The 12,120-nt window shown below is 74.0% G+C and carries 13 protein-coding genes; 9 read left to right on the top strand and 4 right to left on the bottom strand.

The window, feature by feature from the left end; translation table 11 throughout:
* Nucleotides 1-25: 25 nt before the first annotated feature.
* A complete protein-coding gene (locus A4A78_RS01805; RefSeq protein ID WP_062946727.1) occupies nt 26-1,045 on the top strand; it encodes an aldo/keto reductase in 1,020 nt (339 codons plus the stop codon).
* 141 nt (nt 1,046-1,186) lie between these two features.
* On the opposite strand, the gene A4A78_RS01800 is transcribed toward A4A78_RS01805, so the two are convergent.
* Nucleotides 1,187-1,861: a histidine phosphatase family protein gene (locus A4A78_RS01800; RefSeq protein WP_062947936.1), complete on the bottom strand. Its 675-nt coding sequence runs from the start codon at nt 1,859-1,861 to the stop codon at nt 1,187-1,189.
* 203 nt (nt 1,862-2,064) lie between these two features.
* On the opposite strand from A4A78_RS01800, the gene A4A78_RS01795 reads away from it, so the two are divergent.
* Complete coding sequence (locus tag A4A78_RS01795; RefSeq protein WP_062946726.1) at nt 2,065-3,210, top strand: 3,4-dioxygenase subunit beta; 1,146 nt, start codon at nt 2,065-2,067, stop codon at nt 3,208-3,210.
* Between the two features lie 203 nt (nt 3,211-3,413).
* Here the strand turns inward: A4A78_RS01795 and A4A78_RS01790 are convergent, their stop codons facing one another.
* Entirely contained in the window at nt 3,414-3,917 is a 504-nt protein-coding gene (locus A4A78_RS01790; RefSeq protein ID WP_082835131.1) for a DUF3592 domain-containing protein, read from the bottom strand.
* Nucleotides 3,918-4,047: 130 nt separating this feature from the next.
* Between A4A78_RS01790 and A4A78_RS01785 the strand changes: the two genes are divergently transcribed.
* The 3 genes from A4A78_RS01785 (at nt 4,048) to A4A78_RS01775 (ending at nt 6,655) form a co-directional block, all read left to right on the top strand.
* Entirely contained in the window at nt 4,048-5,046 is a 999-nt protein-coding gene (locus tag A4A78_RS01785) for a dihydroxyacetone kinase subunit DhaK (RefSeq protein ID WP_062946725.1), read from the top strand.
* Between the two features lie 11 nt (nt 5,047-5,057).
* Nucleotides 5,058-5,729 carry a DAK2 domain-containing protein gene (locus A4A78_RS01780; protein WP_062946724.1) on the top strand — a complete coding sequence of 224 codons (672 nt, stop codon included), beginning with the start codon at nt 5,058-5,060 and terminating at the stop codon, nt 5,727-5,729.
* A gap of 95 nt (nt 5,730-5,824) precedes the next feature.
* The gene (locus A4A78_RS01775) at nt 5,825-6,655 is read left to right on the top strand and encodes a sulfite exporter TauE/SafE family protein (protein ID WP_197466609.1); all 831 of its coding nucleotides are present in this window, start codon (nt 5,825-5,827) and stop codon (nt 6,653-6,655) included.
* A 36-nt stretch (nt 6,656-6,691) separates the two neighbouring features.
* Here A4A78_RS01775 and A4A78_RS01770 read toward each other — a convergent pair whose 3' ends face one another.
* Together A4A78_RS01770 and A4A78_RS01765 are read right to left on the bottom strand one after the other, a co-directional pair.
* On the bottom strand, nt 6,692-7,627 hold the full coding sequence (locus tag A4A78_RS01770) for a hypothetical protein (protein WP_062946722.1): 936 nt from the start codon (nt 7,625-7,627) through the stop codon (nt 6,692-6,694).
* 111 nt (nt 7,628-7,738) lie between these two features.
* A complete protein-coding gene (locus A4A78_RS01765) occupies nt 7,739-8,728 on the bottom strand; it encodes a YafY family protein (protein WP_062946721.1) in 990 nt (329 codons plus the stop codon).
* A 111-nt stretch (nt 8,729-8,839) separates the two neighbouring features.
* On the opposite strand from A4A78_RS01765, the gene A4A78_RS01760 reads away from it, so the two are divergent.
* From A4A78_RS01760 to A4A78_RS01745, 4 genes are all read left to right on the top strand, one after another.
* Nucleotides 8,840-9,415 carry a DUF664 domain-containing protein gene (locus tag A4A78_RS01760; protein WP_062946720.1) on the top strand — a complete coding sequence of 192 codons (576 nt, stop codon included), beginning with the start codon at nt 8,840-8,842 and terminating at the stop codon, nt 9,413-9,415.
* 80 nt (nt 9,416-9,495) lie between these two features.
* Nucleotides 9,496-10,119 carry a DinB family protein gene (locus A4A78_RS01755; protein WP_062946719.1) on the top strand — a complete coding sequence of 208 codons (624 nt, stop codon included), beginning with the start codon at nt 9,496-9,498 and terminating at the stop codon, nt 10,117-10,119.
* 83 nt (nt 10,120-10,202) lie between these two features.
* On the top strand, nt 10,203-11,468 hold the full coding sequence (locus tag A4A78_RS01750) for an MFS transporter (protein ID WP_062946718.1): 1,266 nt from the start codon (nt 10,203-10,205) through the stop codon (nt 11,466-11,468).
* A gap of 116 nt (nt 11,469-11,584) precedes the next feature.
* Nucleotides 11,585-12,094, top strand: coding sequence for an SRPBCC domain-containing protein (locus A4A78_RS01745; RefSeq protein ID WP_062946717.1), 510 nt, complete (start codon nt 11,585-11,587; stop codon nt 12,092-12,094).
* Nucleotides 12,095-12,120: the final 26 nt, after the last annotated feature.

The following is a 12,120-nucleotide window of genomic DNA, read 5'->3' as shown; positions in this document are numbered from 1 at the left end:
GGAGAACGCGAGGTCGACGATGTCCATGCAGCACCGCACCCCTGCCCGCCTCGGCCGCCCGCTGTCCGTGATCGGCCAGGGATGCTGGCAGATCGGCGCGGACTGGGGCGAGGTCGGCGACGACGCCGCCCAGGAAGTGCTCGCCGCCGCCCTCGAGGCCGGGGTGACCTTCTTCGACACGGCCGACGTCTACGGCGACGGCCGCAGCGAACGGCTCGTCGGCGCGATGCGCGCCCGCGTCGCCGCCGACGCCACCGCTGCCGAGGGCCTCCCGTTCCTCGCCACCAAGGCGTCCCGGCGTGCGGAGCCCTTCGCGCCGGAGTCCTTCACCGAGGAGGCGCTGCGGGGCTGGGTGGAGCGGTCACGGCAGAACCTCGCCATGGACACCCTGGACCTGGTGCAGCTGCACTGCCCGCCGCCGGCGATCTACCGCGACGACCGGGTGTTCGAGGTGCTCGACGCACTGGTCGAGGAGAGGCGGATCGCCGCGTGGGGCGTCAGCGTCGAGACCTGCGAGGAGGCTCTGATCAGCCTCGAGCGCGAGCACCTCGCCTCGCTCCAGATCATCCTCAACCCCTTCCGCCTCAAGCCCCTGGACGAGGCGCTGCCCGTCGCGCGGGCAAAGGGCGTGGCGGTCATCGCCCGGGTCCCGCTGGCCTCCGGGCTGCTCACCGGCAAGTTCTCCGCGACGAGCGAGTTCGCCGAGAACGATCATCGCCGCTTCAACCGTCACGGGGAGGCGTTCGACCAGGGCGAGACCTTCTCCGGCGTCGACTACGCGACGGGCCTGGAGGCCGTCGCCCGGCTCGAGCAGGCGCTCGACGGGGAGATGGCGCTGCCCGAGGCGAGCCTGCGCTGGATCCTCGCGCAGCCCGGGGTCACCACCGTCATCCCCGGCGCGAGCAGCGGCCGGCAGGCCCGTGCGAACGCCGCCGCGGGCTCCGCGCCCTCGACCGCGGAGCAGGACGTCCTGGCCCGGTTCGACGCGGCGGTGCACGAGACGTACGATGCCCTGCTGCGGGACAGCATCCATCCGCGATGGTGATCGCGCGGACCCCGAGCACCACGCCCCCGCCGACGACGGCGGGCGGACCCCGGAGCTAGAGCACCTTCGCCGCTGCGACGACGAGCTAAACAGCCCCGGTTCCTCGCACCGGGCCGACGGCGCAGTGGCCTGCGGCGGCCCTCAGGCCTTCGCGTCGGCCGCGTCGTCGGCGGTCACGTCGTGCTCGGCATCGCGAAGCAGGTGCTCGCCGCCGACGGGGCTGGAGATCCAGTCCTCGACACGCCAGCCCGACGCCGGGTCCCCCACCAGGGTGACCAGGCCCGTGTTGTACAGCGGCCGCTCGGACAGCGAGGCGGCGCCGAGCCCGCCGGCGACCGAGGCGAACACGCGGATCGCGGCGCCGTGGCTGACCACGACGACGGTCGCGTCCTCGGCGTGCTGATCCGCGATGTGCCGCAGCGCCTGGGTCCAGCGGTCCCAGAACTCCCGCCCGGTCTCGCCGCCGGGCAACCCGCCCTCGAGCTCGCCCGCGCTCCAGCGGTGGTGGTTGTCCTGATAGGCGTCGACGGCCTCCGCGTCCTGCCGGCCCTGGTGGATCCCGGCGCGGATCTCCTCGATCCCCTCGGTCAGGCGCGGGCTGAGCCCGCGCGCGGCGGCGAGCGGGGCCGCGGTCTCATGGGTGCGCAGCAGGCGGGAGACGTGGATGGCGGCGATGTCCTCGTGCGCGAGCGCGGCGGGGACCGCACGGGCCTGGGTGTGGCCGAGCGTGGTCAGCCCCGGCCCGGGATAGGCGGCGTCGAGGATCCCCTCGACGTTGGAGGGCGTCTGGCCGTGGCGGAGAAGGAGGAGGCGCATGCTCAGCACCGTACGAGATCCGTCCGGCAAGTGCAGGACCGGTCGCGCCGCGGCGGTGTGCGTCACAGTCCGAGCGTTCCTGACCAGGGGCTCCCAGCCGGCTCCCGGGCACCCTCCCGGCAGATCACGGAAAGCTGACAGCGGCTCTACAGCCTGCGCTTCTAGCTTTCCGGCTCCACACCAGGAGACCGAGAGGACCCGTCATGGACACCACCGACCCCCGCCACGTCGGCCGCCCCTATCCCGAGGCGCGCGAGCACACCGCCGCACAGAACTCCGCCGGATCGGTCCCCTCGGGCACCGCACCGCGCAACAGCTTCGAGGGCCGGCCCCTCCACCACCCGGACGAGGACGTCGAGGACCAGGGCCTCGCCTTCGACGTCGGCACTCTGGTCTCCCGACGCGGCGCGCTCGGCGTGCTCGGTGCGGGCAGCGTCACCGCCGTCCTCTCCGCCTGCACCGGCGGCTCCGCGTCCACCACCGCCGCCGCGAGCGACGGGGGAGGGGCGAGCGATGCCGGCGGCTCCAGCGCCACCTCCGAGCTGACCGAGATGCCCGGCGAGACCGCTGGCCCCTACCCGGGCGACGGCTCCAACGGCGCCGACGTGCTCGAGACCAGCGGTGTGGAGCGCTCCGACATCCGCTCCTCGATCGACGGAGGCACCACCGTCGAGGGCGTCCCCCTCGACATCACCATGACCATCATCGACATGGCCGGCGGCGACGTGCCGATGGAGGGCGCGGCCGTGTACCTGTGGCAGTGCGACGCCGCCGGACAGTACTCGATGTACTCCGAGGGGGTGGAGGAGGAGACCTACCTGCGCGGCGTGCAGATCGCCGACGCGCAGGGCAAGGTCACCTTCACCTCGATCTTCCCCGGCTGCTACACCGGCCGCTGGCCCCACCTCCACTTCGAGGTGTTCCCCGACGCGGAGTCCATCGTCGATGCGACCAACGCGATCCTCACCTCGCAGATCGCGCTGCCCCAGACGGAGGCGGACGGCGTCTACGAGCTCACCGAGTACGCGGGCAGCGCCGAGAACCTCTCCCAGCTCACCCTCGAGACCGACGGGATCTTCTCCGACGGCTACGAGCAGCAGCTCGCGAGCCTCTCCGGCGACCTCGAGGCCGGCTACTCCTTCGCCATCGACGTCCCGATCGACACCACCACCGAGCCCGAGGCCGGCGGGATGGGCGGCGGCGAGGGCGGTGCGGGCGGCCAGCCGCCGGCCGAGGGAGAGGGCGGTCCCGGCGGTGAGGGTGGCACCCCGCCCGAGGGTGCGCCGGGCGAGGGCGGCGAACCCCCGGCGGATGCGCCGTCCGACGGCGGCGGAGACACGCAGAGCTGATCCGGCGCTCTGCGCGGCCCGGCGCTCTGCGCGGCCCGGCGATCGCGCGGCCCGGCGCAGAGCTGACGCGGCATCGGCAGAGCTGATGCGTGCGGGTGGATCCGACGCCGGGAGGGGGATCAGCAGAAAAGGGACTCCAGCGGCACACGGCGGAGCTCAGCTCCTCGCCGTGCCGCTGGAGTCCCCTTTGTGCAGGCACCTCCTCAAGAGGCAGCGCGCCAGGGAAACGGGACGTAGCCGATGATCATCCAGCTGCCGTTGAGGATGATCCCGATGACGGCCAGGAACACCAGGGCGAAGCCGATCCGCATCACCGGGCCCCTCGCGGAGATGCCGCGCCCGTTCCGCGGGGCGATGAAGCGCTCGGGCCGGTCGCGGTCGTGGAGCACGGTCACGCTCATCCCGCTGCGATCCACGGTTCCGATGTCGCTGACCACCGGGTTCGCGCGGACCGTCTGCCCGCGGTCGGTCGTGAACTCGATCGTCTCGACGACGCGGCTGGAGCGGTCCTCCCGGGTGGCGCTGTAGTGCACGTGCGAGGAGATCACCCGCCCCTCGGCCCGCATCCCGCTCGAGGCCAGACGCCGCGCCCGCAGCAGGTCCCGCACGGCCGAGAACATCATCCACAGCGCCACCAGCACCAGCAGCAGCACGACCAGCGCGAAGAGCGTCGCGAACGCGCCGAAGCCCAGGCGCACCCCGTCCATGCTCCCCCCTCGTCCTCACCCGTCGGCCCCCGCCGACGTGTCCCTCCGGCCGAGCGTACCGGGCACGGTGCGGCGCGGGACGGCGGAGGCTAGAGTCGGGATCGAGCATCCGCCCGCGGGAAGGACCCTCATGCGACGCAGCATCGTCAACGACCCCGACCAGCTCGCCCCCGAGGCGCTGGAGGGCTTCGTCCTCAGCCACCCGGGACGCCTCGCCCTCGACGTCGAGCACCGCTTCGTCCGACGCGCCGAGCCCGCAACGGGCAAGGTCGGCCTCGTCTCCGGCGGCGGCTCCGGCCACGAGCCGCTGCACGCCGGCTTCGTCGGGAAGGGCATGCTCGACGTCGCGGTCGCCGGTGCCGTCTTCGCGAGCCCCACCGCCCTGCAGGTCCTCGAGGCCACGAAGGCCGCGGACTCCGGCCGCGGCGTCGTCCAGATCGTCAAGAACTACACCGGCGACGTGCTGAACTTCCGCATCGCCGGGGAGATCAGCGGCGACGACCAGGTCGAGACCGAGATCGTGCTGGTGGACGACGACCTCGCCACCGACACGGCCGACGGGGGCGGCCCGGGCCGCCGCGGCACCGCCGCCACCGTGATCGTCGAGAAGGTGTGCGGCGCCGCCGCCGAGGAGGGCCAGGACCTCGCGGCGGTCGCAGGCGTCGGCCGACGCGTCGCCGCCTCCGCCCGCACCATGAGCCTCGCGCTGACCGCCGGCACCCACCCCGGCGACGAGGAGCCCCAGTTCGCCCTCGGCGACGACGAGGTCGAGCTCGGCGTCGGCATCCACGGCGAGCGCGCCGCCCGGCGGGCCCCCTTCACCAGCGCCGACGGACTCACCGACCTGCTGCTCGACCCTCTGCTCGAGGAGCTCTCGCTCGAGCGCGGCACCGAGGTGCTCGCGATCGTCAACGGCCTCGGCGGCACCTACCCGCTCGAGCTGAACCTCGTCGCCCGCCGCCTCCACCACCGCCTGGGCGACGCCGGCGTCGCCGTCGGCCGCAGCCTCGTCGGCTCCTACGTGACCAGCCTCGACATGCACGGAATCTCGCTGACCCTGATGCCGCTGGACGACGATCTGCGCCGCCTCTGGGACGCGCCCGTCCAGACCCCTGCCCTGACTTGGTGAGGAGCACCGCGATGACCGACCACGCCCTGCCCGACGACGTCGGACGTCTCGTCGTCACGACCCTTCGCGAGACCCTCGAGGCCGCCGCGCCCGCGCTCGGCGACCTCGACCGCCGCGCCGGGGACGGCGACTTCGGCGACAACGTCCGTACCGCCATGAAGAACCTCGGCCGCGAGCTCGAGGCCGGCGAGCCCGCCGACTACCGCGGCTGGGTCACCGCCATGTCCCGCGCCTGGCTCGGCGTGGGCGGCACCTCCGGCCCCCTGTTCGGCATGTTCTACCGCGACCTCGCCAAGGCCGCCGGCGACGGCGAGGTCCCGGACCTCGCCGCGCTCGCCGAGGCGCTCGAGGCCGGGCAGGCCGTGATCCAGAAGTACGGCGAGGCCGAGGTGGGCGACCGCACCATGGTCGACGCCCTCGCCCCGGCCGTCGCCGCGCTGCGCGAGGCCGCCGGCTCCGGGGCCGATGCCGTGCACGCGCTCGGCGCCGCGGAGAAGGCCGCGATCGACGCCGCGAAGGGCACCGCCGAGCTCACCGCCCGACGCGGCCGCGCCAGCTACGTCGGCGACAGCGCGAAGGGAGTCATGGACCCGGGAGCCTGCGCGATGGCGCTGGTCGTCGGCGCGCTGCGCGCCGCGGTCGGGGCCGACGGGGGAGAGGTCCGCGCCGACTGGATCGGGTAAGGCTCCCTCACGTCTGAGCGGCACCGCGTTCCGGCGGCGACCTGCCTGCGGACGCCCCGCCGATGTCGGGGCATGCGCTGATAGGTTCGCTGATCGTGTCCGACCTCGCCGGCCTGCTCCCCGAACTGAGCACCAGCTCCTGGCTGCTGGTGGTGCTCGGCGCGCTCATCGTCGGATTCTCCAAGACCGCGCTGCCCGGCGCAGGGACCCTCGCCGCGGGCGCGTTCGCGCTGGCCATGCCTGCCAAGGAGTCCACCGCCGCGCTCCTGCTGCTGCTGATCCTCGGCGACATGACCGCGCTGTGGGTGTACCGGCGGGAGCCCGACTGGCGCACCCTCGTGCGCCTGCTGCCCAGCGCCATGGTCGGCGTGATCATCGGCGTGTTCTTCTTCGCCGCGGTCGACGACACGACTGTGCGCGTCACCATCGGCGTGATCCTGCTGGCGCTGGTCACCCTCACCCTCGTGCGCCGCGCCCAGGCCGCGCGGCGCACCGCCGCAGAGGCCGAGTCGTCGGACGGCCCGCCCGCGACCCGCGCCGAGGCCGAGGGCGGCAGCCGCAAGGGCGCCGCCGCGACTGCGCAGGGCGTCGGCTACGGCCTGCTCGGCGGGTTCACCACCATGGTCGCCAATGCCGCCGGGCCCGTCATGTCGCTGTACCTGCTGATGATGCGGATGCCGGTGCTGACCTTCCTGGGCACCTCGGCGTGGTTCTTCGCGGTGATCAACCTGTTCAAGCTGCCCTTCTCCGCGGGGCTGGGCCTGTTCACCGCCGAAACCCTCGCGATGGACGCGCTGCTCGTGCCGGTCGTGCTGCTGGCCGCGTTCGCGGGCGCGAAGGTCGCCCGCCGCATCCCGCAGTCGGTCTTCGACAAGCTGGTGCTGGGGCTGACGGTGCTCGCCGCGATCGGCCTGCTCATCCCCTGACCGGGGCAGCCCGGCCGCTCACCGTGGCCCCGGCCCTCACGGGATCTCGTCGGCCGTCAGGCCGGCGGTGAAGCCCCAGTCCCGCAGGTCCTCGTCGCTCGCCGCGAAGAGCACCTCCCGCACCTCGACCCGCCGCGGTTCCCCGCCGTGCTCCTCGAGCTCCGCCGTCCACACCGGCTCCTCGCGGTCGAAGTAGAGCGTCGCGGTGGTCTGGTCCAGCAGCAGTGCCGAGTCCGCGCCGCAGTGGAGCCAGGACTGCCGGCCCGCGCGGTGCTCGAGGTCGTCGCGCGGCACGGCTCCGCACTGCGTCCCGTCGGCCAGCACCACGACCATCGGGTTCGGCATCTCCGAGGCGGGGGAGGTGAAGCCGACGAGCATCGAGGAGCGGATCCGGGCCGCGGAGCGGGTGAGCGGATCGCGCACGCACAGCGCCTCCCCGGCCTTGCCTCCCTGGACGGCGCGGCAGACCAGCAGGCGCTTGTCCGCGCTGCCGCAGCGGAAGTAGTCCTCGCCGATCGCCCAGTCCGTCGCCCGCGGCAGACTTCCTGCGCAGGCGTTCCCGGGAAGGTCGACGATCTCCCAGGTCGAATCCGGCCAGACCCCGGCCACCCGGGTGCGGGTCAGCGGCGGGGACTCCGCAGTGGGCCTCAGGCTCGCAGCGGGCTCCTCATGCTGCCCGACCGACGCGGTCGTCGGGGACGGGTCGGGGGCGAGCGGCACCTCCTGCGGCGCGTCCTGGCGGACGGCGATCGTCGCCGGGGCGGACGTGGACTCGGTCGCCTCCGGGGCCGCGGGCCCCGCGAGGCACCCTGCGAGCACGGCCCCCAGCAGCAGCGCACCGCTCGGTGCGAGAGCGCGCCCGGCGGAGGCAGGGTGCCCGGGGGCGGCGAGGCGCCGGGGCGCGGCCGGGCGTCGGGGCGCGGCCGGACGTCGGGACGCGGCGGGGGACGGCGAGGAGCGGCGCGGGGTCATGGCGCATCGAGTCCGTTCGGAGGGGTCCGCTCCCTCGGGGAAAGGCGATCCGCTGCCGCCCCCGGGGATCATGACCAGGATAGATCGCGCCCGCCGCAGGACACAGGGGGCCTACCGCTCGGGTACCGGCCCGCTCCCCGTCGGCCCGGTCGCTCCGGGCCCGGCCGACGCCGCCCAGCGGCCGAATCGCCGGATCTCCTCCAGCAGCGCGGGCGGGTCGATGACCTCGACCGGCGCGCCGACCCCGGCCAGGTGCAGCGCCACCCAGGTCAGGTCATCCGCGCCGGCGCGGAGCACGCAGGCGTCCTCCCCGTCGGCCTCGAGCGTGCCGGAGCGCGCCGGGATGTGGGGTGCGATCTCGTCGTAGGGGGCGAGGATCCGCACGGTGCAGGCGGTGGGATAGGCGCTGACGGTGATCGACTCCCGCACCGCGGCCTCGATGTCCGGGACGGGGCGGTCGGCGATCGGCAGGGTCGAGGCGCTCACCTCGTGCATGCGGTCCAGGCGGAAGGTGCGCCAGTCCTCCCGCTCGAGGTCCCAGGCGAAGAGGTACCAGCGCCCCTCCATCGACAGCACCCGGCGAGGTTCGATCCGCCGCTCGAACCGCTCGCCGTCGGCCCGTTCGTAGTCCACCCGCACCCGCACCCCGTCCCGCACCGCGGTGACCAGGGACAGCAGCACCTCCGAGCGAGCGCCGGGAGCGTGGCGGGAGATCACGCCCATCGCCTCGGAGACCGCGCCGACCTCCGCGCGCACGGACGCGGGCAGGATCCGGTCCAGCGCCGCGAGCGCCCGCAGCGCCTCCTCGTCCAGCCCCTCGAGCCCCGAGGAGGCGGCGAGCCGCAGGCCGACGGCGACCGCGACCGCCTCCGGGGAGCTCAGCAGCAGCGGCGGCAGGGCCCGGCCCGCGCCGAGCTGGTAGCCGCCGCCGTGCCCGGCCGAGGTCAGCACCGGGTAGCCCATCTGCCGCAGACGGTCGACGTCGCGGCGCACGGTCCGCGTGGTCACGCGCATCTCGTCGGCCAGCTCGGGACCGGTCCACACCGAGCGGGACTGCAGTAGCGCCAGCAGCCGCAGCGCCCTCGTGGTCACGTCGCTCATCGCGCCTCCTCACCTCGTGGTGCACAGTCTGCCCCGCTTCACGGACAGGATCTGTCCGCATCCCTGTGGAGGGTGGGTCCTGTCAGCATCCGCACCCACGAGGAGCACCCCATGCCATTCCTGACCCCCGAGGCCACCGGCGAGAACGACAGCCTCGCCACCTTCGCCCAGCAGCAGATCGAGCAGGTCGCCACCGCCCTGCACGGGCTCGACCAGGAGCAGCTCGCCCTGGTCCCGAGCGCCTCCGGGATGAGCCTCGGCGCGCTGGCCCGCCACGTGCTGTTCATCGCGGGCGGCGCGGCGCTGTCCATCGCGGCGGCTCCCGGGCCGGGCACCGATCCCGAGCGCACCCCGCAGCAGCTGCAGGCCGAGGGCGGGCTCGCCCCCGACGCCCTGCGCCCCGAGGACACCCCGGCCTCCCTCATCGCGCAGCTGCACCAGGTGGGGGAGGAGCTCGCCGCCGCGATCCGCGCCGCCGACCTCGACATGCTCGCGCCCGTCCCCGACGCGCCCTGGTTCGAGGGCCGCACCCGCTGGAGCCTGCGCTGGTACGCCCTGCACCAGATCGAGGAGAACGCCCGGCACGCCGGCCACGCCGACATCCTGCGCGAGAGCATCGACGGGAAGGGCGCCTACGAGCTCAACGCGCTCGCCGCCGGCCAGGAGTGGCCGCCCGCCGGGTGGTGAACGCCGGGCGCCCCCGCGCTGCACTCCTTGACCCCGCACATGAACCGACCCTGCACACGAGCGACCCCAGGAGGACCGCCATGACCGCCGACGACACCGACCGCACCCCCGCCCCGACGACCCGCGGACGCGACGGCGACCTGCCCACCGTGCTCGTCGACCAGATCGAGTTCCACATGCGCGAGCAGCTGCGCCCGCGCCTCGAGGGGCTCACCGACGAGGAGTACTTCTACGACCCGACCGGCGACGGCGACCTCTGGACCGTCCACCCCCGCACCCCCGGGGGCGGCACGGCGCCGACCTCCATCCAGGGCGGCGCGGGGGAGATGGTCATCGACTTCGAGTTCCCGGAGCCCGACCCCGCCCCGTTCACTTCCATCGCCTGGCGGCTCGGCCACGTCATCGTGGGCGTGCTCGCCGTGCGCAGCCACTCCCACTTCGGCGGCCCGCCCGCGGACTACATGAGCTGGGACTACGCCGCGACCGCCGAGGAGGCGCTCGCCCAGCTCGACCGCGAGTACGCCCGCTGGATCGAGGGCGTGCGCGGCTGGGACGAGGAGGACCTCCAGGTCGCCGTCGGCGAGGCCGAGGGACCGTGGGCCGAGCACTCGCGCGCCACCCTCGTCGCCCACATCCACCGCGAGCTGATCCACCACCTCGCCGAGGTCGCGCTGCTGCGCGACCTGTGGGCCCATCGGGGCTGAGCGGCCGGTGGGCGGCGCCGCCCGGACCGCCCGCACGTGGACCGCCCTGGCCACGGAAAACGCCTGCCCATAGACTCGCGAGGGTGAGCATCCCCGACGCCGAGCAGGCACCGCCGACCCTGACTCGACGCCGCACCGCCGGGGCCCGCATCACGCTCACCCTCGCCGCGCTCGGCATGCTCGGACCGTTCACGATCAACACCGTCTTCCCCGCGTTCGCGCAGATCGGCGAGGAGTTCGGCGCCTCCGACGTCGTCCTCCAGCAGCTGATCAGCGTCTACCTCGCGTCCTTCGCGGTGATGAGCGTGTTCCACGGCCCGCTCTCGGACGCACTGGGCCGCAAGAAGGTCATGCTCACCGGGCTCGCGATCTACATCCTGGCGATGTTCGGGGCGGTGCTCGCCACCGGGCTCGGGGCGCTCATCGCACTGCGGATCCTGCAGGGCGTCAGCGCCGGCGCCGCCACGATCGTCTCCCGCGTCGTGGTGCGGGACCTGTTCGCCGGCGCCGAGGCGCAGCGGCTGATGGCCCGGATCATGATGATCTTCGCGCTCGCCCCCGTGATCGCCCCGATCCTCGGCGGCTGGCTGCTGCTGCTCGGCGACTGGCGCTGGGTGTTCGCCGGCGTCGGCCTCTACGGCGTGCTCGTCCTCGTGCTCACCGCCCTGATGCCCGAGTCGCTGCCGAAGGAGGCCCGGATCCCGCTGCGGCTCGGCGCCGTGCTCGGCTCCCTGTGGGAGGTGGGCCGCTCCCCGGTGATGCTGCGGATCGCACTGGCGACCGCCTTCGGCTTCGCCGCCCACTTCGTGTTCGTCGCCGCCGCGCCGATCATCGTGGTGCGCCTGCTGGGCCTGGGCGAGCAGGACTTCTGGGTGCTCTTCGCCCCGCTGATCATCGGGATGATGGCCGGCTCCCTGGTCGTCGGCCGCGCGGCCGACGTCATGGACCGCAGCCGGCTGATCACGATCGGCTACATCGGCACCCTCGCCACCAGCGTGCTGAACCTCGTGCTCGTGCTCCTGGCGCCCGACCCGGCCGGCGGCCTGGACCTCACGCTGCTGCCCGTCCTCGTCGGCCCCGCGCTGATGTCCTTCACCGCCTCCCTGTTCTTCGCCCCGATGCAGCTGGAGATCCTCGAGCTGTTCCCGCACCAGCGCGGCGCCGCCGCCTCGATGGGCACCTTCTTCACCCTCGTGATGAACGCGCTGCTCTCCGGCGTGATCGCCCCGCTGATCACCGGCAGCCTCACCGTGGTGGCGCTCGCCGCGCTCGGCTATGTGATCGTCGGCGCGCTGCTGTGGGCCTGGCACCTGGCGGATCGCTCCCGGCGGCTGGTCGCCGCCGCATGAGCCGACCGGCCGACGGGCCCGCTCGTCGCCGCGCCGGGATCGACCCCGCCCCGTCCCCGGGCTACGGTGGTGCCGCCACCGCGCCGGCCCGGCCGCGACCGACCTCGGGAGAGCACATGAGCATCACCGGAAGACTCGACGGCAGCGACCTCGTGCTGCGCCGCACCGTCCCCGCCTCGCGGACGCGGATCTGGCAGCACCTCACCGACCCGGACCGCCTCGCCACCTGGTACGGGACCTACTCCGGCGACCCCGCGAGCGGCGTCGTCGAAGTGACCATGACCGCCGAGCCGGGCGAGCCCTCCACCTCCCCGTGGAGCATCCACGCCTGCGAACCCGAGAGCCTGCTCGCCGTCAGCTCCGCCCTGGGGGACCAGGTCTGGAAGCTCTCGCTCGAGCTCGAGGGCGGCTCCGACGGGGCCGGCGGCGCCGCGGGCGACCTCACCCATCTCGCGCTGCGCCACCACGACGCGCCCGCCGACATGGTCGAGCACATCGGCCCCGGCTGGGAGTGGTACCTCGACCGGCTCGTCGGCGCGGTCACCGGCTCGCGGATCCCGGACATGGACGTGTGGGACGCTGAGTACATGAGCCGAGCCCCCGAGTACGCCGCGCTCGCCGGCTGAGGCGCGCCCCTCAGAGGAGCTGGAGG

It is taken from the genome of Brachybacterium sp. sponge (genome assembly GCF_001613775.1).
GTDB lineage: Bacteria > Actinomycetota > Actinomycetes > Actinomycetales > Dermabacteraceae > Brachybacterium > Brachybacterium conglomeratum.
This window is presented reverse-complemented; position numbering and strand designations above follow the sequence as displayed.

Coding starts and splice junctions, on each gene's coding strand:
- A4A78_RS01805 (WP_062946727.1), top strand. CDS start 26: ATGCAGCACCGCACCCCTGCCCGCCTCGGCCGCCCGCTGTCCGTGATC.
- A4A78_RS01800 (WP_062947936.1), bottom strand. CDS start 1,861: ATGCGCCTCCTCCTTCTCCGCCACGGCCAGACGCCCTCCAACGTCGAG.
- A4A78_RS01795 (WP_062946726.1), top strand. CDS start 2,065: ATGGACACCACCGACCCCCGCCACGTCGGCCGCCCCTATCCCGAGGCG.
- A4A78_RS01790 (WP_082835131.1), bottom strand. CDS start 3,917: ATGGACGGGGTGCGCCTGGGCTTCGGCGCGTTCGCGACGCTCTTCGCG.
- A4A78_RS01785 (WP_062946725.1), top strand. CDS start 4,048: ATGCGACGCAGCATCGTCAACGACCCCGACCAGCTCGCCCCCGAGGCG.
- A4A78_RS01780 (WP_062946724.1), top strand. CDS start 5,058: ATGACCGACCACGCCCTGCCCGACGACGTCGGACGTCTCGTCGTCACG.
- A4A78_RS01770 (WP_062946722.1), bottom strand. CDS start 7,627: ATGACCCCGCGCCGCTCCTCGCCGTCCCCCGCCGCGTCCCGACGTCCG.
- A4A78_RS01765 (WP_062946721.1), bottom strand. CDS start 8,728: ATGAGCGACGTGACCACGAGGGCGCTGCGGCTGCTGGCGCTACTGCAG.
- A4A78_RS01760 (WP_062946720.1), top strand. CDS start 8,840: ATGCCATTCCTGACCCCCGAGGCCACCGGCGAGAACGACAGCCTCGCC.
- A4A78_RS01755 (WP_062946719.1), top strand. CDS start 9,496: ATGACCGCCGACGACACCGACCGCACCCCCGCCCCGACGACCCGCGGA.
- A4A78_RS01745 (WP_062946717.1), top strand. CDS start 11,585: ATGAGCATCACCGGAAGACTCGACGGCAGCGACCTCGTGCTGCGCCGC.